General features: G+C 60.6%; 17 protein-coding genes. 3 read left to right on the plus strand and 14 right to left on the minus strand.

Annotated elements, in window-relative coordinates; translation table 11 throughout:
- Positions 1-1,028 precede the first annotated feature (1,028 nt).
- Complete coding sequence (locus ACQRBT_RS04020) at positions 1,029-1,238, plus strand: YebG family protein (protein ID WP_060753833.1); 210 nt, start codon at positions 1,029-1,031, stop codon at positions 1,236-1,238.
- Positions 1,239-1,293: 55 nt separating this feature from the next.
- Here the strand turns inward: ACQRBT_RS04020 and ACQRBT_RS04025 are convergent, their stop codons facing one another.
- Positions 1,294-2,313 (minus strand): Leu/Phe/Val dehydrogenase, encoded by a 1,020-nt coding sequence (locus tag ACQRBT_RS04025; protein WP_060753834.1) that lies wholly within the window; start codon positions 2,311-2,313, stop codon positions 1,294-1,296.
- A gap of 187 nt (positions 2,314-2,500) precedes the next feature.
- Between ACQRBT_RS04025 and ACQRBT_RS04030 the strand changes: the two genes are divergently transcribed.
- On the plus strand, positions 2,501-3,304 hold the full coding sequence (locus ACQRBT_RS04030; protein WP_060753835.1) for a SirB1 family protein: 804 nt from the start codon (positions 2,501-2,503) through the stop codon (positions 3,302-3,304).
- On the opposite strand, the gene ACQRBT_RS04035 is transcribed toward ACQRBT_RS04030, so the two are convergent.
- The 4 genes from ACQRBT_RS04035 to hmgA form a co-directional block, all read right to left on the minus strand.
- A complete protein-coding gene (locus tag ACQRBT_RS04035) occupies positions 3,301-4,668 on the minus strand; it encodes an MFS transporter (protein WP_060753836.1) in 1,368 nt (455 codons plus the stop codon). The two genes, ACQRBT_RS04030 and ACQRBT_RS04035, sit on opposite strands and share 4 nt — an antisense overlap.
- A 75-nt stretch (positions 4,669-4,743) precedes the next feature.
- Positions 4,744-5,388: a maleylacetoacetate isomerase gene (gene maiA / locus ACQRBT_RS04040; RefSeq protein WP_060753837.1), complete on the minus strand. Its 645-nt coding sequence runs from the start codon at positions 5,386-5,388 to the stop codon at positions 4,744-4,746.
- A gap of 12 nt (positions 5,389-5,400) precedes the next feature.
- Complete coding sequence (gene fahA / locus ACQRBT_RS04045; protein ID WP_412047701.1) at positions 5,401-6,687, minus strand: fumarylacetoacetase; 1,287 nt, start codon at positions 6,685-6,687, stop codon at positions 5,401-5,403.
- Between the two features lie 3 nt (positions 6,688-6,690).
- Positions 6,691-7,974, minus strand: a complete 1,284-nt coding sequence (gene hmgA / locus ACQRBT_RS04050) for a homogentisate 1,2-dioxygenase (RefSeq protein WP_060753839.1) — start codon at positions 7,972-7,974, stop codon at positions 6,691-6,693.
- Positions 7,975-8,093: 119 nt separating this feature from the next.
- Here hmgA and ACQRBT_RS04055 point away from each other — a divergent pair, with 119 nt between their 5' ends.
- Positions 8,094-8,873: an IclR family transcriptional regulator gene (locus tag ACQRBT_RS04055; protein ID WP_244384260.1), complete on the plus strand. Its 780-nt coding sequence runs from the start codon at positions 8,094-8,096 to the stop codon at positions 8,871-8,873.
- Between the two features lies 1 nt (position 8,874).
- Here ACQRBT_RS04055 and dacB read toward each other — a convergent pair whose 3' ends face one another.
- From dacB to ACQRBT_RS04100, 9 genes are all read right to left on the minus strand, one after another.
- On the minus strand, positions 8,875-10,332 hold the full coding sequence (dacB, locus tag ACQRBT_RS04060) for a D-alanyl-D-alanine carboxypeptidase/D-alanyl-D-alanine endopeptidase (RefSeq protein ID WP_060753841.1): 1,458 nt from the start codon (positions 10,330-10,332) through the stop codon (positions 8,875-8,877).
- Between the two features lie 54 nt (positions 10,333-10,386).
- Entirely contained in the window at positions 10,387-11,427 is a 1,041-nt protein-coding gene (locus ACQRBT_RS04065; protein WP_235594020.1) for a YncE family protein, read from the minus strand.
- A complete protein-coding gene (locus ACQRBT_RS04070) occupies positions 11,427-13,841 on the minus strand; it encodes a TonB-dependent siderophore receptor (protein WP_412047702.1) in 2,415 nt (804 codons plus the stop codon). Before ACQRBT_RS04070 ends, ACQRBT_RS04065 begins: the two co-directional genes overlap by 1 nt.
- A 108-nt stretch (positions 13,842-13,949) precedes the next feature.
- Positions 13,950-14,885 carry a glutathione S-transferase family protein gene (locus tag ACQRBT_RS04075; RefSeq protein ID WP_104995585.1) on the minus strand — a complete coding sequence of 312 codons (936 nt, stop codon included), beginning with the start codon at positions 14,883-14,885 and terminating at the stop codon, positions 13,950-13,952.
- 77 nt (positions 14,886-14,962) lie between these two features.
- The gene (locus ACQRBT_RS04080; RefSeq protein WP_060753844.1) at positions 14,963-15,235 is read right to left on the minus strand and encodes a GIY-YIG nuclease family protein; all 273 of its coding nucleotides are present in this window, start codon (positions 15,233-15,235) and stop codon (positions 14,963-14,965) included.
- Between the two features lie 36 nt (positions 15,236-15,271).
- Positions 15,272-15,742 (minus strand): nuclear transport factor 2 family protein, encoded by a 471-nt coding sequence (locus tag ACQRBT_RS04085; protein WP_104995584.1) that lies wholly within the window; start codon positions 15,740-15,742, stop codon positions 15,272-15,274.
- Between the two features lie 104 nt (positions 15,743-15,846).
- Complete coding sequence (locus ACQRBT_RS04090; RefSeq protein ID WP_104995583.1) at positions 15,847-16,479, minus strand: DUF1120 domain-containing protein; 633 nt, start codon at positions 16,477-16,479, stop codon at positions 15,847-15,849.
- A gap of 207 nt (positions 16,480-16,686) precedes the next feature.
- Positions 16,687-17,313 (minus strand): response regulator transcription factor, encoded by a 627-nt coding sequence (locus tag ACQRBT_RS04095; protein ID WP_090366613.1) that lies wholly within the window; start codon positions 17,311-17,313, stop codon positions 16,687-16,689.
- Positions 17,314-17,496: 183 nt separating this feature from the next.
- Positions 17,497-18,330 carry a response regulator gene (locus ACQRBT_RS04100; protein ID WP_412047703.1) on the minus strand — a complete coding sequence of 278 codons (834 nt, stop codon included), beginning with the start codon at positions 18,328-18,330 and terminating at the stop codon, positions 17,497-17,499.
- Positions 18,331-18,584 lie beyond the last annotated feature (254 nt).

An 18,584-nucleotide genomic window follows, 5' to 3' on the forward strand; every position in this document is an offset into this window, starting at 1 on the left:
ACGCTGGTTGCTCATGGCACCTCCTAATGGGCCTCATTTTAAGGCTTGGAGGTGTCTACGAAACTAGGGGCGATTCACCCATTACTTCAGACCAAGCCTTCTTATGGCTCTCTATTAGTTTCATATAACTTAGATTACTGTCGATGAGACAGCTTACAAGCGGAGTATAGTTCTCAACAAACCATAAGGAAAATGAGCTACAGCTATGAAGAATCTTGGTTACATATCGATTTATCTGGTCGCCGTCTTGGGGTGGAGATATACCTTTCTCAAGCCACCGCGAGAATTTTTTAATGTTCTTAAAATCTAGCCCGATTCCTTCTAGCAGCATTATCTCTATATCGATACAACTTACTTTTGCCCAAGTGAACAAAAATGCAATATGATAAAATATCGTCTTTATACTTGACCTATATCTGCGACTGCCCATTGAATACGCCACTTCGTACACACTTGCAGTTAAACTAGGAACACATGTTTCAATTGACGTCAACATGTATCTAGCCAAGCGACCATCTGAGAACTTTATAACTTTGTACTCTAGATCAAATAGCCTAGTGGATAAGTTATTGCTAGCGAACTCAAGCATAAACGTCTGCCTCGCATAAGCCAGCTAAAGCCACACACCTAACTAGATGGCAGGCTTTCGCATTCTGCAAGAAAACGCTACAGAACAAAGGACATTTCGGGATCCGAAACTTTAAGAGAGAAATAACGAAGTTGTATGCCTTGATAATCAGCGGCAAGACGCTGAAGGATAGTACCCGAAAAAAACAACGAATCGATATGGACCAATATTTACTCATAACCCTGCACCCCGACAATATTTCAGTCATGGGGGCACAGATGCGAAGCCGCGGATGATTCCGTCGTCTATCTGCTATCCAAATACCCTAGGTGCTTCATTGGCACTGTTGTTCAAGGTAGACCGTCGAATAGTGATAATCAACCCCCTCTGATCGCCGCTCAGAGAGGACCTCCAAAAACACTCCTACCAAATATCTAGACACCCAAGATTGCGGTAAATCATGGATAAAGCCGAAGCTGACCGTCATGACAAGATGCTTGAACTCGCTGAGTTGCTCGCAGAAGTGTTGCAAAAGGCCGTGCCGTCCCTGAGCGAGCAGCAAGTGGAAGAAGCCGGGATCTACATGGCGAAGAACCGCGATGTGTTTGCCAAGGCGTTCAAGAGCCAGCCGGATGCACTGGCCGAGTTGCTGAACCCTGCAACGGAATGAAGCCCGAATTGAACAGGCCCTGAGTCACTGGCTCAGGGCCTTTTTAATGCCTGGGCTATTTGTACAGCAGACGCTCGGCCAGCTCATCGGCAACCCGTGCCGGGGAACGTTTTTCGGCTTGGGCGTGGGCGAAGATTTCGGTCAGGCGCCTGCCTATGTTTGACAGATGGGCCGTGATATCCGCCAACTCGGCGCCGTGGTGCTTGAGAGCGACGTAGATCAGGCCGCCGGAGTTGATCACGTAGTCGGGGGCGTAGAGGATGCCTCGCCCTTCCAGTTGGTCGGCGATCTCCAGGTTGGTCAGTTGCGCGCTGGCGGAACCGGCCACAGCGGCGCAACGCAGTTGGCCAACCGTATGGCGATTGAACACCGCGCCGACGCCGCAGGGCGCGAGGATATCGCAAGGGGTGCTGAGCAAGGCATCGTTGGCGATGGGGTGCGCGCCAAGTTGCTCCATGGCCAGTTGGACCTTGCCATGATCGATGTCGCTGACCAACAGCTCGGCACCGGCCGCGTGCAGTTGCTCGGCCAGGGCATACCCCACATTGCCCAGCCCCTGCACCGCCACGCGCAAGCCTTCGAGGTTATCGCTGCCCAGGCGGGCCATGGCGGTGGTGCGGATACCGGTAAACACTCCCATGGCCGCGTGCGGCGCGGGGTCGCCGGCGGCGGTGGTGCTGGTGACGAAGCGCGTGTGCTGGGCAATGCAGTCCATATCGGCAACCGAGGTGCCGCTGTCGATGGCGGTAATGAAGCGGCCGTCGAGTTTTTCGATGCAGCGGCCAAAGGCTTCGAACAAGGCGGCGCGGCTTTCCACGTGCACGGGGCGGATGATCACCGCCGTACCGCCGCCTACCGGCAAGCCGGCCAGGGCGGCTTTGTAGCTCATGCCTTGGGCCAGGCGCGCGGCATCCGCCACGGCACTTTGATCGTCGGGGTACGTCAGGTAACGACAGCCGCCCAAGGCCGGCCCCAGGCGACTGTTGTGGATGGCGATGATCGCCTTCAGACCGGTCACCGGGTCGACGCTCAGGTGCAGCGATTCAAGGCGGGTGCTGTGCATGAGCGCAAACATCAATGAGCTCCCGAATCACTTCTGGTAGTGGCCCAAGTATAGGCTTGCGGTAGAAAAATGCTGGACTGCACTGGAATAAGGCTCACGGTTTTGCAGGCCCTAAGACATAAGACGGTAGGATATTTCTCAAGACGCTGGACGAAAATTCACAGCAAGGCTAAAACGAGGGCATCCGCCGGAGAAAGCAATGAATCCCCGCCAAGCCTTTTTCGCCTGCCTGGACCGCTCTCCCCCCGCGCTGTTTGAAGCGGCGTTGTGGATTGCCGCCGAGCACGATCCCGCCGTGCAGCCGTTGCTCATCCTGCAAGACGTCACCTTGCTGCAACAACAGGTCGCGCTGGGCATGCCCATGTTGCCCGCTGACGAACTGGGTCAACCCCTGTTGCGGCGCTTGAACGACCTGGGATTCGCCCAGGACGACTTCACCCCGCTGCGCCCCGCCGCCGCCCTGCTGGACAAGGTACTGCAACGCAAGCGCGGGCAACCCTTGGCCATGGCGCTGATCGCACTGGAAATCGCGCGACGCCTGGACATCCCCTTGGTGGGCGTGAATTTCCCGGGGCATTTTCTGTTGCGGGTGCCCGGCGCCGACCATCTGCTGGACCCCTGTGGCGGTCGGCGTCTGTACCCCAATGACTGCCGCGAACTGCTGCAACGTCAATATGGGCCGAATCTCAAGTTGCAGGCTGAACACCTGAACACCGCTGAACCACGCTCGATCCTGCAACGGCTGTCACGCAACCTGCGCCAGCTGCACCTCTCCAATGATGCCCCGCTCGACGCCTTGATCGATGCCGAGCGCGTGCTGGAACTGGGCAATGCCAGCGCCGCCGACTACCTGGCCCGGGCCAGCCTGTATCAGCGCCTGGACTGCCCGAATGCCGAGCGCTTTGACCTGGAACATGCCCTGCTGCTCAGCGAAGACCCGATCCAGCGCCTGCGCCTGACCGAGCGGCTGGGGCATCTGCCGCCCAACACGGTGGTGCATTAAGCCCCCGGTGCCTTGAGGATATCCGTCTGCAACGGGCTCTTGGGCACGCTGACGACAGGCGAACGTACCTGAATGATCAGCAACGCGGCGATCACCGCCGGAATCGCGCAGAAGAAGAAAATCTGCTGTACCGGAATATGCATCGCCAACAGCAGGCTGCCGAACAGCGGCCCCAGGATCGAGCCGAATCGTCCCACCCCCAAGGCCCAGCCGGTGCCGGTAGCACGCACATGGGCCGGGTAGAAGTTGCTGGCGAAGGCATTGAGCGTCAGTTGCCCGCCGATGATGCAGAAACCGGCGGCGAACACGCAGGCCACCAGATAACGCGGGTTGTCATGGTTCAGCCCCAACAGGACGGTGCACAGCGCAGCCGCCGCCAATACGCCGGACAACAGCCGCACCTTGCTTTTCAGGCGGTCGGCGAACCAGGCCATGCCGATGGCACCCAGGGTGCCGGCAAACAGGAACATCGACGTCACCAGATTGGCTTCTTTCAAGGCCAGGCCACTTTCCAGCAGCAACGACGGCAGCCAACTGATCATGAAGTATAAGAGGATCAAGCTGACAAAAAAGGTCGCCCAGAGCAGCAGGGTCGGGCGCGCATAGCCGTTGCGGAACAGCTCCAGCACCGTCAGTTTGCTCCCCTCCTCCCGTTGGTTTTCGGCCGTGCTGGCCAGTGGCGGCTGCCAGCCGGGCAGCATGCGCGCAGTGACCTTTTGCAAGCGCGCATAGGGCGGTGCGTCACGCAACAGGCGCGGCAGGGATTCGGGCAACAGCCACATCAGGAAGGGGAACAGCAACAACGGCGTGACGCCGCCCGCCAGGAATACCGCCTGCCAGCCAAAACCTTCGATAAACCCCGCCGCGACGAAACCACCCGCCGCGCCGCCAAACGAAAAGCCGCACGCGGCCAACGTCACCATCAAGGTGCGCAAACGGGGTGGGGAGTATTCCGACATCAACGCCATGGCACTCGGCATCGCACCACCCATGCCGATCCCGCAGATAAAGCGCGCGGCCATCAGCGTCGTCAGGGAATTGGCAAACACCATCAACACCGTGAGGCTGGCATAGATCAGCACACAGCCCAGCAGGATGCGCCGCACGCCAAACCGGTCGGCCAGCGGCGTCACCAGCAGCGAGCCCAACGTCAGGCCCAACAGGTTGGCACTGAATACCGGGCCGAACGCGGCTTTTTCCAAGCCCCAGTCCTTGGCCAAGGCCGGTACCACGTAACCCAGCACCTGAGCGTCGTAGCCGTCGGTCACCAGCAACAGCGCCAGTAGCAGGAGGATCAACCACTGATAGTTCGACACCGGACGGGCATCGAGTGCAGCACGAAAGCTGGCAATCTGATTGTGCATCGCAAGGTCCCTTTATTTTTTTATGTGGGCAACTTCGATCCAATGTGGAAGGGGCAATCCCCCTCCCACATTCATTCAGGGTGTATCAGGGGTATCCGGCTGATTAGCCGGATGTGCTTGCACAAACGCCGGATGCCGGGCCGCCAAGGCTGCCACCCGCCCGATACGCGGGTACGCCGCCAAAGGCACCTTGAAACGTTCCGCCGCGTACAACTGGGGAATCAGGAACACATCCGCCATCCCCGGCTGCTCGCCAAAGCAAAAGCCTTTATCACCAATCAGTTGCTCCACCGCGCCCAGGCCCTGGCTGATCCAATGGCCGATCCATTCCAGCAACTGCGCCTCATCATGCCCCCACTTTCGCAACAGGTTCTGGGTGCTGGAGTTGTGCAATGGGTGGATATCGCAGGCGATGATCGAGGCAACCGCCCGCTCATGGGCACGGGCGGCCAGGTCTTTGGAGAGCAGCGGCACCTGTGGATAACGTTCCTCCAGATACTCGATGATCGCCTGCGACTGGATCAGTAACGCCCCGTCATCAGTACGCAACGCAGGCACGCGGCCTTGCGGGTTGATCGCCAGGTATTCGGGCTGGCGGTTGGCGCCGCCCGCCGGAACCAGCAGGTTGACCGGCACGGCGCTGAAATCCAGCCCCTTGAGCGCCAGCGCGATACGCACCCGATACGACGCGGTAGAGCGGTAGTAGGTATAGAGATCCATCGCCCGTCCCTCTCAGTGCGCCGCGACCACGGTGCCACGGCACTCGCCGAAGCCAATGGGAGCAAACCCTTCACGGCTGCAACGGGCACGCAGAATGATTTCGTCGCCGTCCTCAAGGAACTTGCGCACCTCGCCACTCGGCAGTTCAATCGGTTTTTTGCCGCCTTCGGTGATTTCCAGCAGGCTGCCGAACTGCCCCGGCTGCGGCCCGGACAAGGTGCCCGAGCCGAACAGATCTCCGGCCTGCAACTGGCAGCCGTTGCTGCTGTGGTGGGCAACCATTTGGGCTGCGGTCCAGTACATGTGCAGGGTGTTGCTCAGCGTCAGGCGATGAGCCGGCAGGTTCTGCTCACGCATCGAAGCGGTGGTCAGCAGGACTTCCAGTTCGATATCCAGGGCACCTGCGTTCTGGTCACGCTTGTCCAGCAGGTAAGACAGCGGCTGCGGGTCACCTTCGGGACGCGGCGCTTGCGCCTTGCGGAACGGCTCCAGCGCTTCAGCCGTAACCACCCAGGGCGAGATGCTGGTGATAAAGCTCTTGGACAGGAACGGCCCCAGCGGCTGGTACTCCCAAGCCTGGATATCCCGCGCCGACCAGTCGTTGAGCAGGCAGAAACCGGCGATATGCTCGGCCGCGTCGCCAATGGCAATCGCGTCGCCCATGGCGTTGCCCGGGCCGATCCAGATGCCCAGCTCCAATTCGTAATCCAGGCGTGCGCACGGGCCGAAGCTCGGCTCGGCCTGGCCGGCCGGCAGCGTCTGGCCCTTGGGGCGACGGACGTCGGTGCCCGATGGGCGAATGGTCGAGGCGCGCCCGTGGTAACCGATCGGCACGTACTTGTAGTTCGGCAGCAAGGGGTTGTCGGGGCGGAAGAGTTTGCCGACGTTCTGCGCGTGTTCGATGCCGACATAGAAGTCGGTGTAGTCGCTGATTTTCGCCGGCACATGCATCTGGCAATCGGCGGCGCGGTGCAGCACTTGAGCCTCGCGGGTTTGCAGTTGGCTGCCTTCGGCCAGCAGTTCCAGCAGGCGTTCGCGCAGGGCCACGCGCGGGCCACGGCCGAGTTCGAAAAAGGCATTCAACTGACCGCCGGCGGTGGCTTCCACGGCGCGGCGAGCCTCACCCTCGAACGCGTCCAAGGCGGCAAACAGGTCAAGGATTGAGTCACCAATCGCCACGCCGCTGCGCGGTGCCGAGCCCTTGATGCTGAACACCCCCAGCGGCAGGTTTTGCAGGGGAAAATCGCGGTGACCGTTGGCGGAGGCCACCCAGCTGCGGGTTAGCGTTGGATGAGTCATGGGTTATCTCCGGTTCGGGTTGAAGGTGGCGGGCAACGAGGCCCAGCACGCGTCATAAGTGTTTTGCAGTTGTGGGCATTCAAGGGCGAACTGTGTGGGACGCAGCACTTGGCTGGTCTCGAACATGAAGGCCATGGTGTTATCGATTTTGTGCGGCGCCAGCTCCACATTGATAGCTTTGGTGCAGGTCTCGCCATCCGGACCATGGGCACTCATGCAGCTGTGCAACGACGCACCACCGGGCAGGAAGCCTTCGGCCTTGGCGTCGTAGGCGCCCTGGATCAAGCCCATGTATTCGTTCATCAGGTTGCGGTGGAACCACGGCGGACGGAAGGTGTTCTCGGCCACCATCCAGCGCGGTGGGAAGATCACGAAGTCGAGGTTGGCCAGGCCGTGGGTGCTGGTGGGCGAGGTCAACACCGTGAAAATCGACGGGTCCGGGTGATCGAAACTGACAGTGCCGATCGTGTTGAAGCGACGCAGGTCATATTTGTACGGCACATTGTTGCCGTGCCAGGCGACCACGTTCAGCGGCGAATGATCCAGCTCGCAGGCCCACAGTTCACCGAGGAACTTCTGCACCAGGGTGGTCGGTTGCTTGAGGTCTTCGTAGTGCGCGACCGGCGTGAGGAAGTCGCGTGGGTTGGCCAGGCCATTGCTGCCGATAGGGCCCAGGTCCGGCAGGCGCAGCGGTGCGCCATGGTTCTCGGCGACGTAGCCGCGCGCCTCGGCGTCCAGCAGCTCGATACGGAATTTCAGGCCGCGTGGCAGCACGACGATTTCCAACGGCTCCACGTCCAACACGCCCAGCTCGGTGGCAACGCGCAAGCGCCCTTGCTCGGGCACGATCAACAGTTCGCCGTCGGCATTGAAGAACACGCGCTCCATGGAGCGGTTGGCACAGTAGTGGTAGATGCTGATGCCCGAGGGTTTTTCCGACCCCGAGTTGGCAACCATGCCCACGAGCCCATCGACAAAATCGGTCGGTTCGCTGGGAACATCCAGCGGATTCCAACGCAGGCGGTTCGGTGTCACCGCTCCCAGGGGCCCACCGGCCAATTGCCGATCCAACTTAACAAACGCCGGATGATTGGCCGAGGGCTGAATACGATACAGCCAGGTACGGCGCGCTTCGCTGCGGGCCATGGTGAAGGCGGTGCCGGAGAACAGTTCGGTATACAGCCCATAAGGCGCTTTCTGCGGGGAGTTCTGGCCGACGGGCAGCGCACCAGGCAGGGCCTCGCTGGCGAATTCATTGCCGAAGCCCGATTGGTATTCGAGGTTCATGGAACATCCTCTGTACGGAATTGTTTTTATCGTAATTCACTTACGCATAACGTAATTTGATCACTATCGACCGTCAAGCTATAAAGACGCCCATTCATCTCTCGGATTCTTGCCCTTCCATGGATACCCCCCGCGACACCGGAAAACAGAAAGTCCGCTCGGCCGAAGTGGGCACCGATATCCTCAAGGCCCTGGCCGAACTCTCGCCGGCCACCTCGTTGTCGCGCCTGGCCGAACACGTGCAAATGCCCGCGAGCAAGGTGCATCGCTATTTGCAGGCGCTGATCGCCTCAGGTTTTGCCGAACAGAACCCCGCCACCAACCACTATGGCCTGGGTCGCGAGGCGTTGCGCGTGGGCCTGGCTGCGTTGGGCAGCATGGACGTGTTGAAAGTCGGCGCGATGCCCCTGGCGGAACTGCGCGATGAATTGAATGAAACCTGCTTTCTCGCAGTGTGGGGCAATCAAGGCGCAACGGTGGTGCATATCGAGCCTGCGGTGCGCGCCGTCACGGTGGTGACGCAGTTGGGTTCGGTATTACCGCTGCTCAGTTCGTCCACCGGCCTGGTGTTCAGCGCTTATTTGCCGTCGCGGGAAACCGTGGAGTTGCGCGAGCGTGAGATTCAGGGCGGAACCGCCCATGCCCTGGCCGACGATCAGGCCTACGCCGCTGTGTGCGAGCAGATTCGCAGCCGTGGCCTGCATTTTGTGCATGGTTTGCTGATGCCTGGGGTCGATGCGTTGTCGGCACCGGTCTTCAACGCGGTCGGGCAAGTGGCGGCGGTGATGACCGTAGTCGGCCCCACCTCCTTGTTCCACGCCGATGAAAATGGCCCGGCGGCGCAGCAGTTGCTGGCAGCGACCCGGGCCGTAAGCTGGCGCATGGGCTATCAGCCCTGAATCAATCGTCCCAGCGTGACAGTGCCTCGACCACACGGTTTTCCACGCCTTTGACCTGGGCGCCGGCCACCACATAGTTGTTGCTGATCATGGAGAACACCAACCGCCGTCCGTGGGTATCGGTGAGGTAGCCGCTCAGGGACGAAACGCCGCCCATGGAGCCGGTCTTGGCATGCAGGTTGTTTTCCGCGAGCGTACCCTTCAGGCGATAACGCAGGCTGCCGCCGGTCATGCGCTCGGTATTGCCGGCGATCGGCAACGCGTTGTACCAGGCGTTGAACCACGGCTGCTTGCTCGCGGCCAATAGCACATCCGTGAGGTTTTGCGACGACACCAGGTTACGCCGCGACAGGCCCGAACCATCGACCTGGCTCAGCGTCGTGGTATCCAGGCCCTGACGCTTGAGAAACCCGGCCACCGCCACCGCGCCCGCCGCCGCCGTGCCACTGTTGGCGGTCTTGCGCCCCATGGCCTTGAGCAAGGCTTCGGACATGTTGTTGTTCGAGAGTTTGAGCAACGGCGTGATCAGCTCCTGCAGCGGCGCCGATTGGTGCTCGGCCAGCACGGTCGCCGTGGCCGGGCTCGCAGCGCCCATCACCCGACGCCCCGAAACGCGGATGCCCTGCTGTGCCAGCGCCTGCTCGAACAGGTTGGCGACCAACTGCGTGGGCTCCCACACACTGACCAATTGCTCGCTCTGCCTGCCCGGCGCGACCGCACCGCTGAGCTGCAAAAGGTTGGTGCCATGCCGGCGATTGATCCCGTAAGTGTTGCCCGGCCCGCTGACGGCACGGTTGCTCAGTTGCAGGTAATCGGTGGGCGGGTAGATCTCGACCGTGACAGGCTGGCCAACGCGCACCGGGGCCTTGGCCGTGACCAGGACACTGCCCGCATCGAAATCGCTATTGGGTGATACGGTCAGCGCTGAAATCTGCGCACCGTAGTAGGTGGTTTCATCATCGTGGGACCAGTCGACGCCCAATCGCTCGGCGTCGAACCAGGTGTCGTCGAACACCAGGTCGCCCTGCACCTGGCGAATGCCCTGGCTGGCCAATTGCGCCGCCAGCGCCTGGTAGTCGGCAAACTGCAGGGTCGGGTCGCCGAGGCCGCGCAGGTACAGGTTGCCGCTGAGACGATCGCCTTGGCGCGTGCCATTGCTGAGCAATTGTGTGGCAAAACGGTATTGCGGCCCCAGCACGTCCATGGCCGCAGCAGTGGTCAGCAGCTTGAGGTTGGAAGCCGGCACCAACCGCGTGCGTGGGTTGTACTGGTAGAGCGTGGCGCCACTTTTGGCATCCCGCACCATCAGGGAAACGCTTGCGCCGTGCAGCGCCGGGTCGGCCAGCAGTTGGTCCAGGCCCTGCCCGCCCGCCGTCTTCGAAGGCGTGGCGCAACCACTGAGCAACAACCCAAAGCCCAGCGCCATCGCGCCGGCGTGTATCCATCGTCCCCACTGCATAACACTGGCATTCCTGAAACTACGAGAGTGCGCAGCTTGGTTAATTCACAGCCCTCAATCAAGTGCCAGGGTGGTGATGGAGAACGTACCGGCCTGAAACTGCGGGTCGGGCTTGGGTTCGGCAGTGCTCGGCGCAGGCTGGTTGAAGTCCATGGCCGGCAGGTAAACCCGCTGGCGTTGCGCGTCAAAGGCCATGTTATAGGCCATCGGCACGGTGCTGACGGTGGCCGACAAGGCGTAATGATCGGCATCACTTTGCTCGATCACCATGACGTTCGCGTCCACGCCGCTGGGGATCAGCAAACGACGATGTTGCGCATCGTAGGCCACGGCATTGACGTCACGCCCAATCGGCAGCCTGGCCTTGACCTCGCCGCTTTCACGGTCCGCAACGATCAGCACCGGCGAGTCGCCTCGACACGCCACAAACAAGCGCTGGCGCTCGACATCCTGGGCCAGCGCGCTCGGCTTGGGGCAATCGCTGAATTGCCAGGTATCGAGCACGGCAAAGGTATCGGCCGCATAGCGCGCGACCTTGCCTTCATCACGCATCGGCAAGAAGAAACTGCCATCGCCCTTGAGCAACAGCGGGTCGATCTTCTTCACCGCCAGCTCATGCGCGCCGGTAATGCGTTCCTGCTGGGGGTCGAACTCGAACAGCGTCGAACGATCCGCCCGACGCCCGCTGACGATAATCACCTTGCCGGTGGACGGCTCGTACACCGCGCTGTTGAGGTTGCTTTGCGCAACGGCGATACGCTTGAGCGGCTTGAGTGTGGATAACTGCACCACACTCAAGCTGCCGTCAGTGTTGAGCACAAACACGCGGTCCAACCCAGGCACGAACACCACACCGTTGGCGCCATCGGACTGCAGCACGTTCTTGACCGTACGCTGGTGCTGGACATCAAACACGGTCAACCCGTTTTCGCGGCGGGCCAGGAACAGATAGGGACGCGTCGGATCGAGGCCGACGAACCCCCAACTGTGCCCGGAGCCAGGCAACGTCACTCGGTGTTCGCGGTGGATGGCGCCGCTGTCCGCCGCTGCGGTGGTGCTGATGAACAGGGCCAGTAGCCAGGCGACCTTGTTCATCAGAACGTCACCGTGCTGGAAATCGACACCTGCCGCGCATCGCCAATGGACACGAACTGCGTGTTCACCGAAGAGGTGTAGTAGGTACGGTCGAACAGGTTCTTCACGTTGAGCTGGAACTTGACCTTTTGCCCATCGATTTTGGTGTCATAGGTGGCAAACGCGTCGGCCACGGTGTAGCTCGGCAGTTCGAAGCTATTGGCGGCGTCCCCCGCCCGCTCGCCGACATAGCGCGCCCCGGCACCGACCCGCAACTGATCGCCGCCCAGGAGGCTGCCGAAGTCATACACCGCCGACAGCGAGGCGGTGTTCTTCGCCACGTTTTGCAGGTCGTTACCTTTGTATTTGCTGTCCTCGACCACCACCGCATCGGTATAGGCGTAACTGCCGATCAAGCTCCAGTTGTCGGTCAATTGCCCGCTGGCGTCCAGTTCCAGGCCACGCGAGCGTACCTTGCCGGCGACGCTGTACACCGAGGTCAGGCCATCGCCCACCTGCACCAGCACGTTGCGTTTTTCGATGTTGAACAACGCCGCGCTCGCGGTGATGCGCCCCGGCATATCGAACTTGGTCCCCAGTTCCCAGGCTTTGGATTGTTCCGGTTCCAGGCTGCCGTCCAGCACCGTTTTGTTGGCCAGCGGCGCAATGGTGGAGTTGGGTTTGAACGACTCGGTGTAGCTGCCATAGAACGACAACTGGTCGGTGTAGCGGTACACCAGGCCGGCACGGGGTACCCACTTCTGGCCGTTGCCATCGGTGTTGGCGGTAAAGGGCACGCCTTTGCCGGCGTACTGGTCGTACATCTGGTAGCGCGCGCCGCCTACCAGAATCCACTGGTCGGTGAGGTGGATGGCGTCCTGGAAGAACAGCGAATCGCTGCGCAGCAGGTCGGTCTGGTTACTGTCCGGGGCGCTGACGGTGGTGCCGGCCACTTCGTTGCCGTACACGGGGTTGTTGTAGTTGAAGACCCCACGCGGCGCCTGGCGGATCAGGTCGGCACGGTAGATCTTGCGGTACTCATCGTCCAGGCCGAACACCAGGTCATGCTGCATGCCGGCCACGTCGACCTTGCCTTCGAGGCTGGCGGTGGCAAAACGGTCGGTGGTCAACGCCCCTTGGGTGCCGTCCATGCTGCGGGTCAACGTACCGTTGGTATTGACCTTGACCACACGGACTTGGCTGGCGTCGTAGGTCTCGCGGTTCCAGCTGTAGCCGAAATGAGCTTTCCAGTCGTCGTTCAAGTCATGGTCGACTTCCAGGCGATACAGGTCGGAACGGCCTTCCATGTTGTTGAACGGCTCGTCCAGGCGCCGAGTCGCCGGGATATTCAGCGGGTGGTTGGTCTTGGGATCAATGGCGGTGCCACGGTCGAATGGTGAAAGGAATTCACGGTGTTCATAGGCGAACACCACCTTGGTGGTGTCGCCGTACCAGGCCAGGGATGGCGCCAGCAGTGTCTCGCGGTGGGTACCGAAATTGCGCCAGTAGTCTTCGTCTTCATGGTCGACGATCAGGCGGTAGGCCAGGCCACTGTCGCCAATCGGGCCGGTGGTGTCGAGGTTGCCGCCGCTGCCGTTCTTGCCATCGCCGAAGGTCGAGCCGCGTACCGTCAGGGAGGTGGACTGCACCAGCTCGGGCTTCTTGCTGACGATATTGACCACGCCGCCTGGGTCCTGGATGCCGTACAGCAACGACGACGGACCTTTGAGGACTTCGACCCGCTCAGCCGTGGAGTTCAACGCGCGCCCCTGCACCACTGGCATGCCGTCCTGCATGATCGAACCGTTACGGTTGTCGCCAAAGCCGCGCAACATCACGGCGTCTTGCGTGCTGCCAAGGGTGTTGGCCTGGGTGATCCCACTGACATTGCCCAAGGCGTCATCCAGATTGCGCGGTTGTTGATCACGCAATACCTGGGCAGGGACGACGTTGACGGTTTGCGGGGTTTCCAGCAGCAGGCCCTGGGAGCGCATCACTGAACTGGTGGGGGGTGGCTGGTAGCTGGTGGCGTCCTGGGTTTGGCTGGCAGCGTTGATGGTGGTCGCGCCGAGGTTGACGGCCCCTTCGGTAGGCACCGGTTCCAGGGCCAGGGTGCGAGCGTCGATCTGGCGGAAAGTAAAGCCCGATTGGCTCAGCAGGCGCTGCAGGGCCTGGGTCGCGCTCATCTGGCCACTGACCGCCGGAGCGTTGAGGCCGTAGGGGGCTTCATCGGTGTAGATCACGCTCATGCCGGTGACCCGGCTGAAATCGCTCAAGGCCTGGGGCAGCGGTTTGGCTGCCAGCGCAAAACTGAACTGGGTGCTTTGCTGCTCCTGCGCCCGTGCCACCGCCAGGGGCAGCAACGCCAGCCCCGACACCGCCAATACCGAGGCTCCCAGCCACTGTTTAACCCAACCGCCCGCCGTCGACTTCATGCTGTGAAAACCCGTGTAGAAAACGCTGTTAATGCGAATAAATCGCAGTTTCAAGCACTACACGGATGAGCCACAGGTTTACCTCACCGCGGTTCGCAAATAATTTTTCTATGACGCCTGGATGCGAAAGCCAAAGCGCGGGAAATGCACATGCACAGTCCCGCCACGTTCGTCAGTACGGCGCAGGATCAGCTCTTCGCGGCCGGCAAACAACAGTTCACCGGCTACCGGGTCGACGCCGTAGTCAGTCGCCGCAATGCTGACCTGCTGGCCTGCCTTGAAGCCGTTCAAGTCCTCGAATACCTCATCGGGCAAGGGTGCCGGGGTCGCGTTGCGGGCGATCTCCAACGCCTGCTCGCCGCTCATCTGGCTTGCATTGCCGTGACCGAAGCCCAGCACCCGCCCCAGCCAGGCCACCACCGCAGGATAGGCGTCCACCAATGGCGCAGTCACCGGCGTAGCCTTGAGAAACCACATGGAGTGGGCCAGGGCGAAGTCGGCGATCGACGGCTCGCCGAACAGAAAGTCGCCCTCTTCGCGCTGCAACTGCTGCTCCAGGCGCGCCATGATTGCCGGCCATTGGTGCTTGGCCAGTTCGGCGGGCAGTTTATTGGCCGTGCCGCCACTGAAGAGTGCGGCGCGGTCGGCGATAAACGCCTTGATTGCCTCTGGCGACAACTTGGCGAAACGCACCGCCACCGATTCAGGCTGGAAGACCAGGCTGACGGCATGCGCAAACACCACGCTGTCGGCCCAGGTGGCGAAGGTCTGGGTGATCATTTCCTGGCCTAGGGGAAATAGCACCGGCGAGGACTTTTCCTGCTCCAGCCGGCGCGCGATCAACGCCGTGTCGCAATAAATATCGGCGCCGACTTGCAACACCGGCGTTTTTCGATAGCCACCGGTCAACGCGGTCAGGTCCGGTTTGGGCATCACCGGCGAAATGAGCACTGAGTGCCAGGAGAGGCCCTTGAAACCCAGCAATAGCCGAGCTTTTTCCGCGAAGGGTGACGTCGGGTAATGATGCAGGATGAGCGCTGACATGCTGGAGTCCATTTACAACAAATGAGCCGTCAGCTTAGCGCGCAAAACGTCACGATGGCGTGATGGGAAACTATCAGTCAGGGTGATGAGCCACTCGCCGCCAGGCACTCCTTGGCGCTTTTCTTGAGTTTTTTGATCAGGCGTTCCTGACGCAAGGCGTCGGCTTTGCTTGCACACACTTCGGTGTACACCAGCGCCACGGCGGGGCTGGAGAGAAAAAAACGCGCGCCCTTGCCGCTCTGGTGCATCGCGAACCGGCGCACCGGGTCATTGCTGATGCCGCAATACAACGCGCCATTGGCGGCGCGTACCAGGTAGACAAACCAGGGTTTGGGGTCAGGCGTGTTCACAGCAGGATTCGGCCATGCAAAAAAGCCCGCAGCTTATCAACGACTGGCCTGAAATGCCTTCAGGCCTTTGAGTGCCTGGGCCCGCACGGCGTTTTTCACCAAGGGCGTCCAGCCCAGCAACAGGCCCTTGGTGCCCAATGCCTGGCGCGACCAGCGCCACAGGTCGAAGTGGTCGTGGTGCTCGCAGATCTTGCCATCACGAAACACGAAACGCGCCTGGATATCGTTGACCACCGTGTTGCCGGTGGCGCTGAACAGATACGTCGCCACCCAATGCGCGCCGCCGCTATGCTCATCGCTGCGCACGTTGTCGAAGGTCAGGGAGAAATCCTTGGCGCGGGTGGTGAGCATGCGCCACATGTCGCCGGCATCCCGGCCACGCAGTTCGCCAAAGGCCGGGTCACTGAAGACCACGTCATCGGTATAGCAGGCGGCCATGGCCTCGGCGTCCAGGCGTTGGAACGCCTGGTAGAAACGGGTGATCAACGCGGTATGGGCATCACTCATGTGCAGCTCCCTGAATCGTTGTTGTTGATAGGAGCGCACGATAATCCGCGCGGCCGGGGAAAGCCACGGTCATTCGCCAGGGGCATGAGTGATGTGTGGGCGGGTTACAGGTAGACAACGTCCAGCGTGGCGTTGCCGTCGATGAGGATTTCTTCGGTGACCGGCAACGTGGCCTTGTCGGTGATCCAGGTGGCAATCGCCAGGTCAGCCTTGAAGGTTTGCATCGGCAATGGCGCGTAGGAACCGCTCGCCCCGTTCAACGAACGCAGCCAATCAGGCTGCCAGAGGGTGCCGGCGTACAGCCAGGTGCTGCCATCGACCGATTCGATCACCTCACGCAGTTCACCGTCCGCCGTGGCGTTGTTCATCCTCAGTTCATACCAGCCGATTTTCTTGTCATTGGCGGCCAGCCCCAGCCCGAAGTATGAAGCGGTCCCGTTGTTGTAGCTGACGGTGCCGGAACGGTTATCGGTGACCTTGATGGCCAGGGTGGTGCTCGCTTCGCAGTTCACTTCAAGCGTCAGCGCGGCATCCGGCAGTTGGGTATTGCCCCGGGGATTGAGATCCTGGACGGATATCTTGCCGTGGTCGACAAGGCCACCATTGGACAATAACGGCGTACACGCGGCCGGGGTGATCTTGCCGGTAACGCTCAGGTCCACGCTTGAAGCAGCCGATACCGTGGAAACACCGGCCAGCATCAGCGCTGCGGCAATCATTAGTTGAGACTGTTGCATATCAATGCTCGCTTACGGTCGATTATAAGCGGGGCAGCAAACATGCGTCGCCACCCTGCAAGTTCGACTCAATTAATAGACTAGGAATGTCAGACTCCCACCACACTAAGGATGAGACGACAGGCAAACTTTAAAGCACGAGCGAGTTAAACCAAATACAAGTAATACGAATACACCCAGCACACTAATGTCATAAAACCGCAACTATCAGGGCACCATTCCCGCTTCACGAGCATAAGCAAACAAATCCACATCCGTGGAAATACACAGCCGGTGCATGGCCGTGCTTTTCTGTTTGCTGATCGTGGAGATACTGCGGTTGACCCGCGCGGCAATCTGGCTGACGGTCATGCCGCTGGCAAGCATGCGCACCACTTCCTGTTCCTTGCCGGACAGCCTGGGGGTCTGTGCCGGTTGCGCCTGGTCAAGCTGGGCACGCAGGCATTCACTGACAAAGGTACGCCCCTGCACCACGGTTTGCAGGGCCTGGGGCAACTCCCTGGCCGAGGCGCTCTTGGCCACTACGGCCCTTGCACCGTGGGACAACGCCGTGCGCAGGGTCGCGACGTTGGCAAACATGGTCACCAGTATCACCGGCAACCTGGGGTAGCGCCGATGCAACAACCCAAGTAATCCATAACCGTCAGCCTGTTGGTCACCGGGCATCGCAAAGTCCGTCACTATCACATCACAGGGCACGCTGCCCACCAATGCCAGCAATTCGTCCGGCCCGTTGGCCTCGCCCACAACCTTGCACTTACCACTCGCCTCAATCACCACTCTCTGCCCTACGCGAACAATAGGGTGATCGTCAGCAATAATTATGCGGAGCATCGGTAATATCCATGATGGCAAATAAGTAGCAGCCAAAATACATCGCCCTGCCGAAGGCAACAACCGCCAATAAACACAGCTGACAGGCTATTACCCCATACTTCTGGAGGCCGGCATTAACACCTACACAATTAAAAGAAAATACATACAGAAAAGTACTACATAACAGAATGGAAAACTCCTTCATTTATCAAGTTGAATTTTCCCCAAGTACTGTAGGTAGCGTTCCACATCCTCACGAAATATGCCCAGCGCCACAGCACAGTCAGCCACGCCCGAACGCTGTACGTCGTCCATCAGCCGCACCGCCTGCGGTTCAAGCGGCGTCGCACCGAGAAACGCCACGCCCCCCACCAGGCGGTGCAAGTGGTGGGCGGTCAATGCGGCATCCAGACTCGCCTGGGCCAGGGCCAGACCTGCCAGGTCGTACCGGGCTTCGTCGATCAGGCTGCGCAACATCGGCTCGACTACCTCCCAGGCGCCGAACGTGGCGACCAGGCTGGCGCGGGTCGGGCGCGGCTCGCACCGAGAGTTGGCCGGCCCGCGAGGGGCTTGGCGGGCATGGACGTGTGCATCCGATAGCCACTGCATCAACACTTCGCGCAACCGGGCCAGCGATACCGGCTTGCTCAGCCAGCCATCCATTTCACAAGCCAGGCAATGACGGACGTCCTCGGGGTCCAGCCGTGCGGTCAAGGCAATCACCGGCACCCGCGCATTCCCGGCCTCGCGTTCGCGGCGTCGCAGTTCGCGGGTCATGGTATAGCCGTCCATGACCGGCATGCGGCAATCGCTGATGACCAGGTCGAACGCGTCGGTGGCCAGACTATCCAGCGCCGCCTGCCCGTTGTTGACCACTCGATGGGCGACACCGAGCTTGTCCAGCAACCCGCTCATCAGCAGCCGATAAGTCGCGTGATCGTCGACCACCAAGACCTTGGCGTGCCGCCAATGACCGGGCAGATCGTCCGCCGACGACGCCTTAGGCGGCCCACCGCCTGGTTTATTGCCCCGCATAGTGACCTCATGCAGAGCGATAAGCTCACCAAGCCTTGCCTGACGCCAGGAGACGACGACACATCGCCGACTTTTCTGACAACTGCACTGGAACTTCTCGCTCAGAAAGTTTCGCCACCCACTGAGCTTGAGTAAAGGCGAAAAAAGCGCGAAACGTATCCAAATGAACTGGCCAAGGCGATACAACAACTACGACAACGGTATTTTTTCCCGAATTAAAACGCCCTCGTCGAACAGCATTACAGGGTTGCTTG

It is taken from the genome of Pseudomonas sp. R19M (genome assembly GCF_050312585.1).
GTDB lineage: Bacteria > Pseudomonadota > Gammaproteobacteria > Pseudomonadales > Pseudomonadaceae > Aquipseudomonas > Aquipseudomonas palleroniana.